The organism is Sporosarcina pasadenensis (genome assembly GCF_047228845.1).
GTDB lineage: Bacteria > Bacillota > Bacilli > Bacillales_A > Planococcaceae > Sporosarcina.
The window spans coordinates 127,521-143,321 of record NZ_JBFEGM010000003.1 but is presented as its reverse complement, the minus strand read 5'-3'; the positions used below and the strand labels follow the sequence as shown (position 1 = coordinate 143,321).

Here is a 15,801-nt window from a genome sequence, read left to right as displayed (position 1 = left end):
TATGAAGATTAGATTCCGGGGAATATATATGTGTAGCAAATTAAAATAAATGGTACAATCTTATGATGAGCAAAGGATTTTGCATGCAACAGGAGGATACAAAATGAGTAACGAAGATAATTTTTGGCTAGATCTACCGAAGCCGTTTTTTATATTAGCGCCAATGGAAGATGTGACAGACGTCGTGTTCCGTCACGTCATCAGTGAAGCAGCCCGACCTGACGTGTTTTTTACCGAGTTTACGAATACGGAAAGCTATTGCCATCCTAATGGTAGGGAAAGTGTCCGTGGCCGCCTGATGTTCACAGAGGATGAACAGCCGATTGTCGCTCATATTTGGGGCGATAAACCTGAGTTCTTTGAACAGATGAGCATCGATATGAAAAAGCTCGGTTTCCGTGGCATTGATTTAAATATGGGATGCCCGGTCCAAAACGTTGCAGCAAACGGGAAAGGCGCTGGACTAATACGGCGTCCGGAAGTTGCGGCAGAAATCATTCAAGCTGCTAAAGCCGGTGGATTGCCAGTCAGTGTCAAAACAAGACTAGGCTATGTTGAAATCGACGAATGGCGCGATTGGTTACGACATGTCTTGGAGCAAGATATTGCCAACCTATCCATTCACCTTCGCACAAGAAAAGAAATGAGTAAAGTAGCTGCTCACTGGGAACTCATTCCCGAAATCAAAAAACTGCGGGATGAAATTGCTCCAAATACGTTGCTGACGATTAACGGAGACATCCCTGACCGCGCTACAGGAATGAAACTAGTCGAACAATACGGCGTCGACGGCGTCATGATCGGCCGTGGCGTTTTCACCAATCCATTCGCTTTCGAAAAAGAACCTAGAGAACATAGCGTGAAAGAATATCTCGACCTATTGCTCTTGCAATTGGACCTGCATGATAAATACTCGAGTGAAGCCGACCCGCGTCCATTCAAACCGCTTCTCCGCTTTTTCAAGATTTATATTCGCGGATTTAGAGGCGCTGCTGAATTGAGAAACGATTTGATGAATACGAAATCGACGGATGAGGTGCGGCGTATGGTGAAGGAAGTTATGGAGAAGGAATTAGATTAAATCAAAAAGAGGCTGAAAAATGATATCATTTTTCAACCTCTTTTTTTCTTTAGCCAATTACATTTTTCGGAACTTCCAAGAAGATTGCATAGAAACCTCTTTACCTTCTTTACGTTCTTTCGCATATTCAGCTGTAGCTGTGAAAAGTACGTCAGAAGATGAATTCAATGCAGTTTCACAAGAATCTTGAATAACCCCGATGATAAAACCGACACCAACGACTTGCATGGCAATATCATTCGGAACTCCGAATAAACTGCACGCTAGCGGAATCAATAAAAGTGATCCGCCTGCAACACCTGATGCTCCTGCCGCGGAGACAGCCGCTACAACACAAAGCATAAGTGCAGTCATAAAGTCCACTTCAATCCCAAGCGTGTGAACTGTTGCAAGCGTAAGAACCGCAATTGTAACAGCCGCACCAGCCATATTGATTGTTGCACCTAGTGGGATTGAGACTGCATAAGTATCCTCATCTAAACCAAGTTTTTCTGCTAATTTCATATTTACTGGAATATTTGCAGCAGAACTACGTGTAAAGAATGCGGTGATTCCACTTTCTCTTAACACCATGAAAACAAGTGGATATGGATTTTTGCGCGTATAGACATATACAATTAACGGGTTCACGACAAATGCGATAAACAACATGCATCCAACTAAAATGAGAATTAGTCTACCGTAAACAAGTAAAGCAGAAAGGCCCGTCGATACAATCGAACTAAAAACTAGACCCATAATCCCAAACGGCGCCAAATTAATTACCCATTGCACCACTTTCGTGATGGCATCCGAAAAACTACCTAGCATATCTTTCGTGTTTTGTTTTGCATGTCGTAATGCAATCCCCAAGACAATTGCCCACATTAATATACCTAGATAATTGGCATTGATTAATGCATCAATCGGATTTGCAACAACGTTAAATAGTAATGTTTCAATAACCTCAATAATTCCTTCTGGAGGAGAAAGGTCTTCTGCTCCTGTTGTCAGTGTTAGCGTAACTGGGAACATAAAGCTTGCTACTACTGCGACAGCCCCAGCTAGCAATGTACCGATCGCATAAAGTCCAAGAATCGATTTCATGTTCGTTTTCGTACCACTCTTATGTGCGGCTATCGCATGCATCACTAAGAATAAAACTAATACAGGTGCAACCGCTTTCAATGCACCGACAAATAACGAACCTAGAATGGATACCCCACTAGCTGCATTGGGAGCGGTTAAAGCTAAAATCACACCGACAACAATCCCAATAACAATCCTCTTTACTAGGCTCACTTGATTCCATTTAGAAACTAAATTTTTCATTTCCCTTCCTCCGAAATCTTCTGAATTTATAAAACATACACAATCCCTTCTCCCCATCAGAGTAGAGTTGATGCTTTATTTTACACAATCTTTTTAGAATTGTATAGCACATTTTTAGAATTGGTGGGTATGGGTATTTTTTACAAAAACATAAAGAGCATGGTGTGAAAAGAAATCGAATTATGTTCATCAATCTCCAACGACTTTCTACAGAATATCTAGTTACAATTTTGAGAAATATAAAATAATGTGATAAAATTAATTGAATTTAATTCCAAAAGGAAGTGTGAACCTTACAAGAAGACCGTTAAAACCCGTTTACCCACTACCGAAAACTTATTTGTTTTGAAAATTAAACAGTTGAAGAGGTGCTTAGAGTTGATAACGGCGAATAAAGAGCAAACGATATTTGATCATGTTGGACGTAAAATAATTACAGATAGAGAGATTGACATAGTCGCTCGATTAGAGGAGCCATTGATCGTTGTTTTAGGAAATGTTTTAAGTGACGAAGAGTGCGATGAACTGATCAGATTATCCACGGATAAAATGAAACGTTCAAAGATCGGCACGACACGCGAAGAAAATGAGTTGCGAACAAGTAGTAGCATGTTTATTGAAGAAAGTGAAAACGATACTGTTGCCAGAGTCGAAAAACGGATCTCAACAATTATGAGTATCCCCATCGAACACGGAGAAGGCCTTCAGATACTCCGGTATACGCCCGGTCAACAGTATAAAGCGCATCATGATTTCTTTTCATCATCGAGCAAAGTAGTCAACAATAATAGAATTAGTACGCTTGTTATGTACTTGAATGATGTTGAAGAAGGTGGAGAAACCTTTTTCCCTCAACTGAACTTTTCAGTCTCACCTAAAAAAGGGATGGCAGTCTATTTCGAGTACTTCTATAACAACCAAGCTTTAAACGAGTTAACACTACATGGTGGAGCGCCTGTGATAAAAGGTGAAAAGTGGGTTGCTACGCAGTGGATGAGAAAACAAAAAATCAGACTATAACAAAAGAGGACCTCCCTAACATGAGGGAGGTCCTCTCTAATGTTGTTACTTCTCAATTGCCAGTTTTTAATGTTGCTACGCTTTTGCCTCTTACAGTCTCTTTTACCGGTTTAGTGATGAATGCAATTCCTAATGCAACGACAAGCAAGATTGCCGAAATCATATACGCTCCATCATAAGAACCTGTTTTATCGACAACGAATCCTGCAATGATCGGACCGATTAGTCCACTAATTCCCCATGCGGTGTACAATACACCATAGTTAGCACCAAAATTCTTCATTCCGTAGAAATCCGCCGCCGTTGATGGGAATAAAGCGAGTATGGATCCATAGCCAATTCCTGCGATTGCTGTTCCTATTGCAATGGTCAATGGTGTGCTGTAGGTTGCAAATAATGCCATATTCACACCTTGCAGTGCAAAAATAATCATCATTGTCGGTACTCGTCCAATTTTATCCGAAAGAATACCTGCTGCCGGTCTACCAACGGCATTGAAGAGTGCCAACAACCCAACTAAATAGAAGCCAGCTTCTAAGTTTGCCTGTAATTTTGCGATTGTAGCGATGTTACCAATGATCATCAGCCCTGCAGAAGAAGATAAAGCAAACATGAGCCATAGCAAATAGAATTCCTTAGTTTTAATCATCTCTTTCCACTTGAAATTATTAGTGGAAGGATTTTTAGAGGCGTTAGTTGTAGACACTTTACTCGGCTCTGGCGGTACATACCCTTCAGGAGGATTTGTAAGGAGTTGGGCTACCGGTGTAGCAACAACCAAAATAAAAATACCGAGCACGATGAAGGTTATTGAAACACCATATGTATCTAATAAGATTGATGTGATTGGTGCAATATAAATGGAGGCTAGTCCCATACCACTTACGACAATACCTGTTACCATCCCCTTTTTGGAAGGGTGGAACCATTTCAATGCCGGTGGCGTTACAGCCGAATAGGCAAAACCAATCCCCGCACCCGCTAAGATACCAAATGCTGCCGTAAGTAACAGAACATTAGAGGTGAAGCCCGCTAAAATGAGTCCAACACCCGTAAAAATAGCCCCTAATGTTACAACTTTACGAGGACCTATTTTATCTTGCAGTCCTCCGGCAAAAATCAAAGCGATTGCCCATGCTACTATTGCAACTGTATATGGCAACGAAGCATCACTCGTTGACCAATTCCAATCTTGAACTAGCACCTTCTGAATAACACTCCAAGAGTAAAGAACCCCAAGAGTCAAGTTGATACATAAGCCCGCCAAGAGTACCTTCCAACCGTTTTTAATCGTTGCTTTTTTCTTCATACTGATCTCCTCCCTATAGTCTCATTCACCCTTTGCAAACAGTTTTCATCATTTCCGAGTGCAGGTAAAACCCACAACGAGCCTAGTATAGACATACGAGGACCTGAATTGTCAAACTAAACCTAATATTTTCTGTCGAATTTAGTCAAATCATGTCGAACCTTGTCAGGAAAATAAATTAAAAATCCTCCGCACAAAAAATGTACGGAGGATTTTTAATTTTTCCACTATGCATAGTATCCTTTTTGACCCCTCCCCTCTATATAGAAGGCAAAGGGGGAATTATAAATGACACACTACTTGAAAGAATACGCACGATTCAACACGATCGAAGAAATGGACACTGCAGCGGAACAGCATTTGATGATCCACTGGGATGAGTTGACGAAATCGGACCGCCACGTGCTCGACGTCATCCGTCGTTACTCTGTAAAATATGGGGCTGCTCATTTGAAACATGGAACAATCGAAGAAGCGATTGGGAAATCCAACGTAACTGTAAGACGTGCAATCCGCAAACTCGTCAACTTAGGCATCATCGAGAAAGTACACTACATCCGACCGGTCATGAGCGGTCTTGGAGCCAACATATATATCATTTTGCCTTTCGATGACCAGGGGAAAATGAACGACCGTGACCACGACGAAAAACCGCATGAGGACAAGGAAAACGAACAACTTCCTGCAGACGAAGCTCTTCTTTCTAAATCTCTATTAAAATCTAAAGATCTTAACTACACGTCTCCTATGGAACCGTTAAAGTTATCCACAAGTCTATTCAGTCAGATGAAAGACTTGCTTGCCACGACAATCGGAGACTCCAAACTTGCCCGTGAATTTTACGGAATTCATAGGGCAATATCAGGACGTATGTTGAAGTATGAAATCTATAAAGACGACCGCCATGTATTCGAGGACCTTGCGTATCGCGCATTGATGATTACCGTAATGGCAACAAAGAAGAAAGTGATCCGTAATTTGCCGGGGTATTACAAAGGAGTTCTGGACAAGTTGGTCGATGAAACGTACTTCAAGGACATTTTCATGCTGTTTGATAAGCCGGTTGAAGGGTTTTCTTGTCCGTGAGTTTTTGCGAAAACTCGTTGATGAAGTTGCTTGCGCTTGTTTCTATGATAGTCTAGTGAAAAGACTATTAATTCTGAGGAACTTGCAAATTCAGGAGGTATCACCCATATGCCGAACAACACAATTTGCACTGTGCCCCCTCCTTCAAGGGCATCATACCCGGTACGCCCCGGTAATGCCCTTCTCCCGCTTATAGATGGAGAACCCGCATTTCGCCGAGTCTGTGAAGCAATCGAACAAGCAGAACATAGCATTTGGGCAACGATTACGTTCATGTGGGCTTCATGCCAAATGCCGGACGGAAGAGGCACCCCGCTCGACGTCCTCAACCGAGCCGCAGCTAGAGGGATCGATGTCCGCATCATTTTCTGGCGCCCCGACACGGAGACGGAATCACTGAAAACAAATGCATTCTGGGGGGCACCTGAGCACTTTGATAAGTTGAGAGAAGGCGATTCATCCGTCCGCATCCGTTGGGACCGGGCCCAGCCCGGCTATTGCCAGCACCAGAAAAGCTGGTTGATCGATGCCGGCATGGCAACGGAGACAGCTTTTTTAGGAGGGATCAATCTCAATCCCCATTCGGTCGTCTCACCCGGCCATCGGGGCAAAAGTCAAAACCATGATATATACATAGAACTTCAAGGGCCTTCTGTCGTCGATGTCCACCATAATTTCGTCCAACGCTGGAACGAAGCAAGCGAACGAAACTTGCCTGATGGGAAATGGGGGCAGGGCAGCGAATTTGATCTTCCCTTTCCTACAGAGTTACCCGAGAAAAAAGGCGACGCGTATGTACAAATTCAAAGGACAGTCCATAGCGGCAGATATGTTAATGGACCAGCTGCTCCACGGGCTGATGGCTACGACATTCGAGCTGGCGAACAATCGAATTTCGATCAATATTGCGCGGCCATTAAAGCTGCCCGCCAGTCCATCTACTTAGAGCACCAGCATATCGACGTTCCTGAAATTGTCTCCAATTTGCGTGAAGCTTTGCTGCGTGGTGTGGAAGTTGTAGCAGTTGTCCCAGCCGAAGGAACAATGACTGCAGAATTTGCCGCCCTTACGGCTTTCGACAACTTCACATTGGCTGGCATCGCCGGGTTGGGCGATGACGGCAAGAGGCACCCGGTGTGGATTCATTCGAAACTGATGCTTGTTGATAGCGAATGGGGCACAGTCGGTTCCTGCAATCTCCATCGCTATTCGCTTTTCGGCAACTGCGAAATGAACGCCGCCTTTTTGGATCACGAAATGGCTCAAGCATTACTGTCTGAGTTGCTCCTCGAGCATATTGATCACGATGTTTCCGGGTTAGATCATCTTGCTGCACTGGAACTTTTCGGAAGGACAGTCCGTGACAATCGTTTACTGCTAGAAAAAGGTGATGTGAACTGGAAAGGGATTGCATTTCAACTTCGGCCGGCGGTCTCAACGGAAACCGTACATAATAAACTTATTTATAGGGATAGCGTGTCATTTTTATAAAGTACAATATTCTTCCTTAATGTTGGAACCGTTTTTGTATAAAAAAGACAGGCATCCAATTCGCGGGTGCCTGTCTCACGACTAGTAAAATAATATACGTCATTGATTACTCCCAGCTATTACCTATTCGTATTTTGCCTCAAGATTTACTTTCACCTGTAAATATAATAAACGCACCAACAACAATGACAAACGTAAACGCCATTAAAGCAAGACCGAAAACTGACTGTTTTAAGAAGAAGCTAAAAATAACGATCGGGGTACCAATCATAGCGACGACTGATGTAAATTTCATATAACGGACGACGTTTGGAGAAACCATAGGTTCCTCTTCGTATTGCCAACGTCGTCCAAACAAAAAACTATCTTCAGGACAGTTATAGGTCCAAATAAAGAATGCATAAAGTGGAATCATAAAAATTACTGCTATAAAGATTTCGCCTATCATATATCCCCCACCCTTTATAAGTTCACTTAATAGGATTAAAAGACCTTCTCCAATTGAAAAGCTTATACTACTCATACGTTTTTGGAGGCTAAAGGTACCATCAAATTTGTTCAAGTAATGAATTTATCTGATTGATGGCGACCTCATCATTAACCTCTTCAAATGCTTTTATAGATTGCACAAAATAAAACATTGCTTTTTCATTTTCACGACTGGCCATAAAAATTTCTCCTAATCCTCGTAAAGAACACCCCAAACAAATCGGATCACCAGATTGTTTAGAGTATTGAAGGGACTGCATCATAAGCTTTTCAGCCTTTTCCAACATATTTTGTTTGAGCATTATGAGTCCCAGCTCATAATGGTTTGCTGCAAAACCTACTAAAAAAGCAGGTTTCCTTTCTCTTAATAAACTTAATTCTTCCTCAAACAAATCTTGAGCTTTGGTATAATTTTCGGCCATTCGTTCCACCATACCTAATTGGTGTATTGCGATGTGTTCACCCTGTGTATCTCTATTGAACTGAGCAATTTGCTTGAGTTCCAAATAGATATTTCGCGCCTCATTAAATTCTTTCTGGTGAGCTTTTACAAAGCCTAATCCATGTAGAACGGATATGTATTCCTCCGAAGTTCTCTCAACGATATTCAAACATTCATTATAAATTTCTTCAGCTTCGAAAAGCTTACCTATATTGAATAATTCAAATGCGCGAGTCAACTTGTCTTCGATTGTTTCCACCATTCCACCCCCCTTATAAACCATCTGAATATTTTCTGATTATTAGTAATACGGTTCGTTGCATAAAAAGTTTCAAAGAAAATTCAAGCAAATTGCCCATAATACATAAAACTGGCACAGATCCTTAGTCAGGAAATGTGCCAGATCATTGATAAGTGTACTTTTACTTCATTTTAAGAAATAAGCACACCTATTAATTCTTTATATTCTTCAACGTCATCGAATTGAGGTGGGAATGTGACTGGTACATCATCAAGATTTATCATCTTAATCGGGTTTCCATCATTTAATTTTTTTATCGTCATGTAAAATGAATTGTCTTTATTTAAGTCAATCGTAAACTCTTGATGATCACTTGTCATGAGGTATTTGCCAGTTTCAATCTCTTCAAAGGTTCCTCTGTCAACTTCCCTGTTGTCAATATATTCAACAAAAACGTTATCATTGTGGTGAATTGAGATTTGAATGTAATAACCATTCACATGCGTTTCGCTTTGATAGGAGCCTTTCAATTTAGGTTGGGTATTACATCCTGCCAGCACCAAAATAACCATCGATAGTAACATGGTAATAATTATATTCCTCACCCATATCCCCCTATTAGATATCTCTTATCCAAAATGGTTCAAACCGAACACTTAAATTATATATATGGTTATTAGTATGTTCATAGTTCTATTCTTCACTGGAACCATCCCGTAAACCAACCAAAACCTGTCATTGCTATAAGAGCAGTAATTAAAAGAAATAAAAAGCCACCAATCAAAATCAGTAGTGAATATAACCCATACTTTAGTGGTTTCGTTAACTTTCTTTCTAAAGCAAGGGCAATTAAGAATGAGCCTAGTGCGATACCAAACCCATCAAAGATGCTTAGACCGTTATCTGTAAGTACATATAGTCTAACACTGGAGAAATCAGATATGATTTGGATTAATAACAAGGTAATAAAAATGTAAAAAACCCCTGTAAACAATGTGATGAACGTATTTTTAATCGCTAATATTGTCATCGCAAATTACTCCTTATTTGGTTACTTACGTGAATACTGCTTGATGGATGTTTTAATTGCCACTGAGTTTCGTTATCTCCGCTCAATTTCTCTCCCCTAGGAGTTTTATTCCGTTGTTTGGCCCGATTGTTAAAAGATATTTTTTAACCAAGTCAATATATAAATGAACAAAAAGGGTTCAAACCAGACAAGGAAAAATAATATGACGAAAAAGGATACGCCAGAAACTACTTTCATTGCACCTCTTTCGTTTTTGGTGAAAGCGATAAAACTAAAAACCACTCCAAATAATAAAAGAAGAAATCCTATGAGGACAATAGGTTCGATTATGTCTAGCGAAATCCAATTCATCACAAGTGCCAGTGATCCAAATGCTATAAAGACAATCGACCAAATACTAAAAGGCTTTTTCAAGTTGGTACAACCTCCTTTTCCGTTGACTTAACGGTTAGAAATGCTTCCCTTTAGGCAATTCACTTATCATTTCTTATCATTTCTTCTCATTCTTTTTCCATTTCGAATAATTGTAGCCGATGTCTAGTAAGAGCAGGGAAAAGAAAAATACTCCAATGATTTTATACTCATTTGACGTTATATCACTAAACCGATACAAAGCGATATATATCAGGGATACAATTGGAACTGCCCAAACGGTACGTATGAATCTCCTTCTATAAGTTAATCGATAATAATTTAGTACAAACCCTTTATCCTTTTTTTCTTTATCCTTATATATAATCGACATAATCGTACTAACAACCAAAACCGCTATCATTGGCGGAATAATATACGGTAAAATATTCAATATACTCCCCCCTAGTAATAAAGCGCCAGTTTGCTGGATTATGATTCAAAATTTCCCATCGTGAATTTTCCGATTATTAGTAATACGTTTCATTTCGTGAAAAGTTCCAACTTCCTATTCAAGTAACCAGACAAATTAAAAACGGGCACAGATTCTTACAGGAATTGTGCCCGATAATAAATAAAATATAGTGTTCCATCTATTTCGTTTTCGTAATCATTTTATGAAACCGTTAATCTCAAAACTTTTCGTCCTAAAAAGATTTAGTGCGCCGCAGCTGGTTCTTGCTGAACTAATTTCAACTTAACTTCCTTATGATGCAATATATCTTTAAAAAAAGTGGCCTTGAATTCTTTTTCTGTCTCTTTATTTAATACTAAAAGACCTACTTCAAGTGTATTGGTTTCTTCGTTTATTCCTATTGACGTCACCATTAGATCGCCTTGTCTAAACATACTATTTGGATTGTCCAATTCTTTACTTAACTCTTCCTTGGCAATAATTGCATCTACATACTCTGTTGCCGCCTTTTCATTACAAGCTATTAATAAAGCTATAAAAAGTAAATTTATCAATACCATTTTTAGTCTATTTGATTTCATGTTTAACCCTCTCTTAAAAAGCCACTGATTTCTAACGGCCCATACATATCAAAAAACTTTTAAAAGCAGAATTACAATCACTTGGAACGCAATAGCAGCGACGTTCAGATACGCTAGAAACAAATAAGAAACTTGTTACTATACTTATATTTGGTTCACAATCTCAGAAATTGATTGAATGACAATGTCAGGTCTATCAATATGTATATAATGTGTTGAACCGTTGACGAATAGTATTTTATTATCGTTTGAAAGGTTACCCTGTCTAGTAATGAGTTCTTCCCATTTTTCTTCAAAGACCCTTAATTCTTCTTCTGGTAGCCCATCTTGCATCTCCAATCTAATGCTAAACTCTTTATCTCTTCCTAAAACAATTAGTGGTACATTCAGAGTCGTTTCTATGGACTTAATCATCTCGGCATCTTTTTTCCAATTGCTTATTTCAGAATACATCGCTTTGTATAGAGAAGGCCTTACTAGGAAATCTAATAATCTTTGTTGAACCTTTTCAGGAATTAATTCTAACTTTTCTGGAATACTAGGGTTTATCATTCTCTTTAACTGCTCTTGTTCCATCAAGGAATAGGATTTACATTTCTCTAACCAGACTTTATCTGTATCATAATTATTCAATACAGGTAAACTTAACTCATCTAACTCACGTAAATCCTCCGAAGTGGAATCCACCAACACTAATCCTGCAACCTTTTGAGGATGACTTTTAACAAAATGTTGTGCACACAAACCCCCGTATGAATGACCAACTAAAATAATAGGCTCCGTTATTTCAAGAACTAGCAATAGATCAATTAATTCCTCAACGACAGCTTCCGTGTTACGAGGTTCGTTCCGAATTTCGCTATTACCGAGTCCAGGTCTGTGAAACATAACTACTCTATTTGTTTCAGCTAAGGTCTCTGTAATGTTGTACCATTCATCAAAGGAACAGCCCATCCCTGATAGTATGATAATCGTTTTTCCTTTGTTGCCTTTGCTGAGAACTTCCATTTTCTTTTGTTTTACCTTTATTATTGAAATAATGTTTATTCCCCCTAAAATATCCCTCTTCAACTTTTCTACCCGATTAGCTTAGTAGATACATTGACGATTATTGCCCATATATATCTTCCGGATCATAAGCCTGTGTCCAACGAAATGGTTGTATTTCCGTTAAATGGACGCCTTAGCTGTTACTTGAAAACATTTATCTTAAATTCCTTCAATATCTCTAAAAATTAAATCTGAAGAAATTGGCTTCATTCCAATTTCTCTCGACCAGATAGACAATTGGCCTATATGGTGAATTTCATGAGTAACAATATGATAGAGCACCTTGTCGTAAGTCCATTGCTTATTCTCACCACTTTTCGAAGTAAAGGTAAATAATCTTCTTTCATCGCTTTTCTCAAACTTTTTAATAAAACTCTCACTTACTTTTTTCGTTTGTCTAGAATACTCTTTAATTTCATCCAAACTTGTTATTGTCTTCATGTTTTTTTGGATAACTGGTGTTTCTTGTAGTTGATTAATCCATATTTGTTCACAATCGATTACATGAAATAAGTTATAAAGTATGCTTCCCATTCCACCAATCCGTATCTTAGTAAGTTCTTCTATAGGGAGACTTTCACACCATTCAACCCATTCGTCTCTAACTTGCCAATTGTATTTAAACAATTTATATAACATGACAAATCCATCCCCTTTGGCCTGTACAGCATTATTTTATTCGATTATCGTGCACGTATGTATAGAAATTCTTAAATGCTTTTAGTTGTAGATTTGTTTATGCCACCGCTCTAAAATTTCCACTAGACTCTCCCGTAATTTCAAGCAGTCATTTTTGTACAGCAGTCTGAAATAATATGCTCGTAAGAAGTTGATTACATTGGATTTCTTCCAAAAGAAATTTAAACTATATCCTTCTTTTTCATATAGTTCATTTAGTTCATCAGAAATAGTGGATAACCAATCTTCAATTTCATTATCACTTATGCCTTTCTCCTGAAGTGCTTCCACTACGAAAACGAGTCTTTCCTCTTCTTCATCAACATACGGTACTTCTTTCGTGCTAATTTTGAATAAACATAGTTTGATTGTTTCAAGACATTCAGAAGAGAACGTAATTGTAAAATTCGGGTGACTTATGGCAACTGTTAATAAGTCTGCTCCATGAGCAATACTATGAGCCCATCCTTTCCCAACTACATAGCCACGTATATCTTCTTCAAGATTTAAGTATTCAATACTCTTTTCAAATAATTGTTTCAGAGTATCATCTGACAGGAATCGCTTTTCTTTATCTTTCTTTAAGATCAGGGCAATAACTAAAGCGGAAAAAGAACGGCTAAAAACTGAGTCATCTTCATGTTGGTCAATATTCAGGAATAAGTTTCTTAAACAAACATCAAGGATATAATTCATTTGCTTTATTGTTAAATAGTCTTCGATAATTAGTTTTCCAAATGAATTATAAATTAGTGTATCCCTCAGTTCCAAGTCGATTGACCCTATATTCTCCAGCATTCTTTCAATAAGAACATCTAAATTGCCATGTTGTAACGTTTTATCTAAATTTTTCAGTTCTGTTTTTAGTGTCATACTCTCACCATCTTCTGTTTTAATCTTATTCAATTTAGCTTCGGGTATATCGATCAGTTCATATTAGTATTCCAGGTTTGCTGCATTATGGTGCAAATGGGATTTGCCCAGTGAACAATAAAAGTATCATGATTATCCAAAAGAGAAAGAAGGATGAAGATAGTAGTAATGAAATAATCGGTATGGTGTTTTTCTCCGTTCTTTTCACCAAGCCAACAATTGATAATAAAATACCCGCAGCTGTGAGGAAAAGCGTTATCGTATCGCCAACCAAGTATCCAACATTTGCAATTTTTGTAGGTTCCACGAAAACGATAAAGAAACAAACAACTCCTATAAGCAGTGAAATGTAGCTACCGTAGCTGTGTTTTTTGGGCATATTCATTTCTTTTGTCAAAAAATATCCCCTCCGTATTTTTCCGATTATTAGTAATACGGTTCATGACGCAAAAAGTTCCAATGAATCATTCAAGCAAACGACCCAAATTAAAACAGGCACAGATCCTTATTCAGGAAATGTGCCGAGATAACTCTATCGGTAGTTTCGAATGTTGTTTCAAAGGCCGCTGTTTTAGAATGTAGCTTGCTAATATATTTTATCCGGCCAAGCTTTTCTATGCTTTGATTAAAAAGCTGAGCTGAGTAATTCCTGTATTAGAATTATTAATTCAAAACGAAGGTCTAAGTCCGCAGAAAAAACGAGACACCCTCGAACTGAATATGTCTCGTTCTTTCATTCAATTTGATACAATTGGTTATTTTATCAGTTCCGTGCACAGTATTTTTGTGAGAAATTCTTATTTGCGACAGAAAGTTTTATCCTATAAGTGCCTACCAACAAGTAAGCATTATAATTCATTTACTCTTTCTCTTAAATTTAATTCTTTACCTTCGTTACCGTAATACCATAAAGTAACTTCCTCTAAAGCTTTTGCCTTCGCTACTTTTTGGGTGCATTCTTCTTCCTCAATATAATACTCATAAGCCTCTCTAACTAAATCTAATACTTCATCAAGTTCCATCGAAAGTAAATCATCTAAAGGGTCATGACCATTAAACATTGCCACTTTCATCAACTCCAAGTTAAAATTACTTAGGACATTTAATTGTTTTTCTTTTATTAAATCACGTGTTTTATTATATGTAGCATTCATATATATCCCTCCGTTTATTAAATAAAATTTTTGTTGCTATAGTCAGTACAGTACCATACATTAGCATTTAAATTCTCCATCTCATCTATGTAGTAACGACTTAGGAGGGTTGCTATTTTCCTTTCGCAACTAAGACAAGGCCCTAAAGTTGTATAAATAAACAGCTCACCTTCAACTTCAGTTTTCCCCACCTTTTCCAAAAATGTTTCAATAAGTTTAGACTCCGAGTCATTATTTCTGTTGTAAATTGGATTCCCTTCAAAATCTTCGTTTATATGTTCATTATATGTTAGGGTATTATTTTTTTCGTTCACTGAACCGGAAGGAATTTCGGGATTATCACTCGGGATACAATAATATAAGCTAAACAACTCATTAAATTCCTCGGTCAACTTTGATTTACAGTTGATAGCACTATGTGCCCATAAAATAAACTCTAATTCTTGCCCTGCAGCTTTTCCTTTAAACGACATGTACGCCAAATTGTTTCCTAAGAGGATTCTTCGTCTGACTCTAAGTGGCAACTTCTTTCCAACTTGCTTTTCAATTGCTGTTACTAAATTGTAATGTGTCTTTCTTACTTCTACAGCAAATTCATCACTGTAATCAATTTCGAGTAGATTTAGACTCCCCACTATTCCATTCCCCTTTTCTTATACTTTACTCTCTCATTTTATTTAAACACACTTTTCAGATATTTAAAATGAATCTTTTACAAAACCCGGCACAGATCCTTACTGGAAATATGCGCGATCAATAAACCTATAAACCTTTCCTAAACTCCCCTATCTACAATGGTTAGCCGTAAATGTGCAATGTTTACCATTGCATTATGAATGATATCGCACTATAATTTATACATTAATTAAATACTCCCATTCACCGATGGGATAGAGGTTGCTGCTTATAAGAGTAGGACGGACGAGATTCTCTGAGATTGTTGACTCCGTTTGAAAGGATAAGTTGCCGAAGTGTGGATAGATCATTGGATATCCAGGCTGGTGATGTTTTCGAATAGGAACATCATTGTCACGTTTTTCAACGTGGAGAACTATCTTCGGAAGGATTAACGCATTTATCCAACAGCCGTCGATTTTCTTCGATGGTTGTTTTTTATTTTGGGTTATACTAGTTAGATT

19 protein-coding genes and 1 riboswitch are annotated in these 15,801 nt (G+C 38.3%); of the genes, 5 read left to right on the top strand and 14 right to left on the bottom strand.

The window, feature by feature from the left end; all coding sequences use genetic code 11:
* Positions 1-103: 103 nt before the first annotated feature.
* On the top strand, positions 104-1,081 hold the full coding sequence (locus AB1K89_RS06100) for a tRNA dihydrouridine synthase (protein WP_413053881.1): 978 nt from the start codon (positions 104-106) through the stop codon (positions 1,079-1,081).
* 57 nt (positions 1,082-1,138) lie between these two features.
* On the opposite strand, the gene sstT is transcribed toward AB1K89_RS06100, so the two are convergent.
* Positions 1,139-2,392: a serine/threonine transporter SstT gene (gene sstT / locus AB1K89_RS06095; RefSeq protein ID WP_413053880.1), complete on the bottom strand. Its 1,254-nt coding sequence runs from the start codon at positions 2,390-2,392 to the stop codon at positions 1,139-1,141.
* A 378-nt stretch (positions 2,393-2,770) separates the two neighbouring features.
* Here sstT and AB1K89_RS06090 point away from each other — a divergent pair, with 378 nt between their 5' ends.
* Entirely contained in the window at positions 2,771-3,412 is a 642-nt protein-coding gene (locus tag AB1K89_RS06090; RefSeq protein WP_413053879.1) for a 2OG-Fe(II) oxygenase, read from the top strand.
* A 52-nt stretch (positions 3,413-3,464) separates the two neighbouring features.
* Here the strand turns inward: AB1K89_RS06090 and AB1K89_RS06085 are convergent, their stop codons facing one another.
* Positions 3,465-4,721: an L-lactate MFS transporter gene (locus tag AB1K89_RS06085; protein ID WP_413053878.1), complete on the bottom strand. Its 1,257-nt coding sequence runs from the start codon at positions 4,719-4,721 to the stop codon at positions 3,465-3,467.
* A 288-nt stretch (positions 4,722-5,009) separates the two neighbouring features.
* Between AB1K89_RS06085 and AB1K89_RS06080 the strand changes: the two genes are divergently transcribed.
* Together AB1K89_RS06080 and AB1K89_RS06075 are read left to right on the top strand one after the other, a co-directional pair.
* Positions 5,010-5,807, top strand: a complete 798-nt coding sequence (locus AB1K89_RS06080; protein WP_413053877.1) for a hypothetical protein — start codon at positions 5,010-5,012, stop codon at positions 5,805-5,807.
* A 108-nt stretch (positions 5,808-5,915) separates the two neighbouring features.
* Complete coding sequence (locus AB1K89_RS06075) at positions 5,916-7,298, top strand: phospholipase D-like domain-containing protein (protein WP_413053876.1); 1,383 nt, start codon at positions 5,916-5,918, stop codon at positions 7,296-7,298.
* 139 nt (positions 7,299-7,437) lie between these two features.
* Here the strand turns inward: AB1K89_RS06075 and AB1K89_RS06070 are convergent, their stop codons facing one another.
* The 4 genes from AB1K89_RS06070 to AB1K89_RS06055 form a co-directional block, all read right to left on the bottom strand.
* Entirely contained in the window at positions 7,438-7,746 is a 309-nt protein-coding gene (locus AB1K89_RS06070; RefSeq protein WP_413053875.1) for a hypothetical protein, read from the bottom strand.
* A gap of 100 nt (positions 7,747-7,846) precedes the next feature.
* Entirely contained in the window at positions 7,847-8,488 is a 642-nt protein-coding gene (locus AB1K89_RS06065; protein WP_413053874.1) for a tetratricopeptide repeat protein, read from the bottom strand.
* Positions 8,489-8,661: 173 nt separating this feature from the next.
* Positions 8,662-9,075, bottom strand: a complete 414-nt coding sequence (locus tag AB1K89_RS06060) for a hypothetical protein (protein ID WP_413053873.1) — start codon at positions 9,073-9,075, stop codon at positions 8,662-8,664.
* A 95-nt stretch (positions 9,076-9,170) separates the two neighbouring features.
* Positions 9,171-9,500: a hypothetical protein gene (locus AB1K89_RS06055; protein ID WP_413053872.1), complete on the bottom strand. Its 330-nt coding sequence runs from the start codon at positions 9,498-9,500 to the stop codon at positions 9,171-9,173.
* A gap of 202 nt (positions 9,501-9,702) precedes the next feature.
* Between AB1K89_RS06055 and AB1K89_RS06050 the strand changes: the two genes are divergently transcribed.
* Entirely contained in the window at positions 9,703-9,945 is a 243-nt protein-coding gene (locus AB1K89_RS06050) for a hypothetical protein (RefSeq protein ID WP_413053871.1), read from the top strand.
* Between the two features lie 45 nt (positions 9,946-9,990).
* Here AB1K89_RS06050 and AB1K89_RS06045 read toward each other — a convergent pair whose 3' ends face one another.
* From AB1K89_RS06045 to AB1K89_RS06010, 8 genes are all read right to left on the bottom strand, one after another.
* Positions 9,991-10,305 carry a hypothetical protein gene (locus AB1K89_RS06045; protein ID WP_413053870.1) on the bottom strand — a complete coding sequence of 105 codons (315 nt, stop codon included), beginning with the start codon at positions 10,303-10,305 and terminating at the stop codon, positions 9,991-9,993.
* 263 nt (positions 10,306-10,568) lie between these two features.
* Entirely contained in the window at positions 10,569-10,907 is a 339-nt protein-coding gene (locus AB1K89_RS06040) for a hypothetical protein (protein ID WP_413053869.1), read from the bottom strand.
* 144 nt (positions 10,908-11,051) lie between these two features.
* On the bottom strand, positions 11,052-11,978 hold the full coding sequence (locus tag AB1K89_RS06035) for an alpha/beta hydrolase (RefSeq protein ID WP_413053868.1): 927 nt from the start codon (positions 11,976-11,978) through the stop codon (positions 11,052-11,054).
* 138 nt (positions 11,979-12,116) lie between these two features.
* Positions 12,117-12,596 carry a DinB family protein gene (locus AB1K89_RS06030; RefSeq protein WP_413053867.1) on the bottom strand — a complete coding sequence of 160 codons (480 nt, stop codon included), beginning with the start codon at positions 12,594-12,596 and terminating at the stop codon, positions 12,117-12,119.
* 81 nt (positions 12,597-12,677) lie between these two features.
* On the bottom strand, positions 12,678-13,508 hold the full coding sequence (locus AB1K89_RS06025) for a DUF2785 domain-containing protein (RefSeq protein WP_413053866.1): 831 nt from the start codon (positions 13,506-13,508) through the stop codon (positions 12,678-12,680).
* An 85-nt stretch (positions 13,509-13,593) separates the two neighbouring features.
* On the bottom strand, positions 13,594-13,893 hold the full coding sequence (locus AB1K89_RS06020; RefSeq protein ID WP_413054021.1) for a hypothetical protein: 300 nt from the start codon (positions 13,891-13,893) through the stop codon (positions 13,594-13,596).
* A gap of 463 nt (positions 13,894-14,356) precedes the next feature.
* Complete coding sequence (locus AB1K89_RS06015; protein ID WP_413053865.1) at positions 14,357-14,662, bottom strand: hypothetical protein; 306 nt, start codon at positions 14,660-14,662, stop codon at positions 14,357-14,359.
* 17 nt (positions 14,663-14,679) lie between these two features.
* Complete coding sequence (locus AB1K89_RS06010) at positions 14,680-15,297, bottom strand: deaminase domain-containing protein (RefSeq protein WP_413053864.1); 618 nt, start codon at positions 15,295-15,297, stop codon at positions 14,680-14,682.
* Positions 15,298-15,545: 248 nt separating this feature from the next.
* Positions 15,546-15,724, top strand: a riboswitch (Lysine riboswitch).
* Positions 15,725-15,801: the final 77 nt, after the last annotated feature.

What these genes read in the sequence shown, in the direction of transcription:
- AB1K89_RS06100 (WP_413053881.1), top strand. Translation starts at nt 104, where the DNA reads ATGAGTAACGAAGATAATTTTTGGCTAGATCTACCGAAGCCGTTTTTT.
- sstT (WP_413053880.1), bottom strand. Translation starts at nt 2,392, where the DNA reads ATGAAAAATTTAGTTTCTAAATGGAATCAAGTGAGCCTAGTAAAGAGG.
- AB1K89_RS06085 (WP_413053878.1), bottom strand. Translation starts at nt 4,721, where the DNA reads ATGAAGAAAAAAGCAACGATTAAAAACGGTTGGAAGGTACTCTTGGCG.
- AB1K89_RS06080 (WP_413053877.1), top strand. Translation starts at nt 5,010, where the DNA reads ATGACACACTACTTGAAAGAATACGCACGATTCAACACGATCGAAGAA.
- AB1K89_RS06075 (WP_413053876.1), top strand. Translation starts at nt 5,916, where the DNA reads ATGCCGAACAACACAATTTGCACTGTGCCCCCTCCTTCAAGGGCATCA.
- AB1K89_RS06070 (WP_413053875.1), bottom strand. Translation starts at nt 7,746, where the DNA reads ATGATAGGCGAAATCTTTATAGCAGTAATTTTTATGATTCCACTTTAT.
- AB1K89_RS06055 (WP_413053872.1), bottom strand. Translation starts at nt 9,500, where the DNA reads ATGACAATATTAGCGATTAAAAATACGTTCATCACATTGTTTACAGGG.
- AB1K89_RS06050 (WP_413053871.1), top strand. Translation starts at nt 9,703, where the DNA reads ATGACGAAAAAGGATACGCCAGAAACTACTTTCATTGCACCTCTTTCG.
- AB1K89_RS06040 (WP_413053869.1), bottom strand. Translation starts at nt 10,907, where the DNA reads ATGAAATCAAATAGACTAAAAATGGTATTGATAAATTTACTTTTTATA.
- AB1K89_RS06030 (WP_413053867.1), bottom strand. Translation starts at nt 12,596, where the DNA reads ATGTTATATAAATTGTTTAAATACAATTGGCAAGTTAGAGACGAATGG.
- AB1K89_RS06025 (WP_413053866.1), bottom strand. Translation starts at nt 13,508, where the DNA reads ATGACACTAAAAACAGAACTGAAAAATTTAGATAAAACGTTACAACAT.
- AB1K89_RS06020 (WP_413054021.1), bottom strand. Translation starts at nt 13,893, where the DNA reads ATGAATATGCCCAAAAAACACAGCTACGGTAGCTACATTTCACTGCTT.
- AB1K89_RS06015 (WP_413053865.1), bottom strand. Translation starts at nt 14,662, where the DNA reads ATGAATGCTACATATAATAAAACACGTGATTTAATAAAAGAAAAACAA.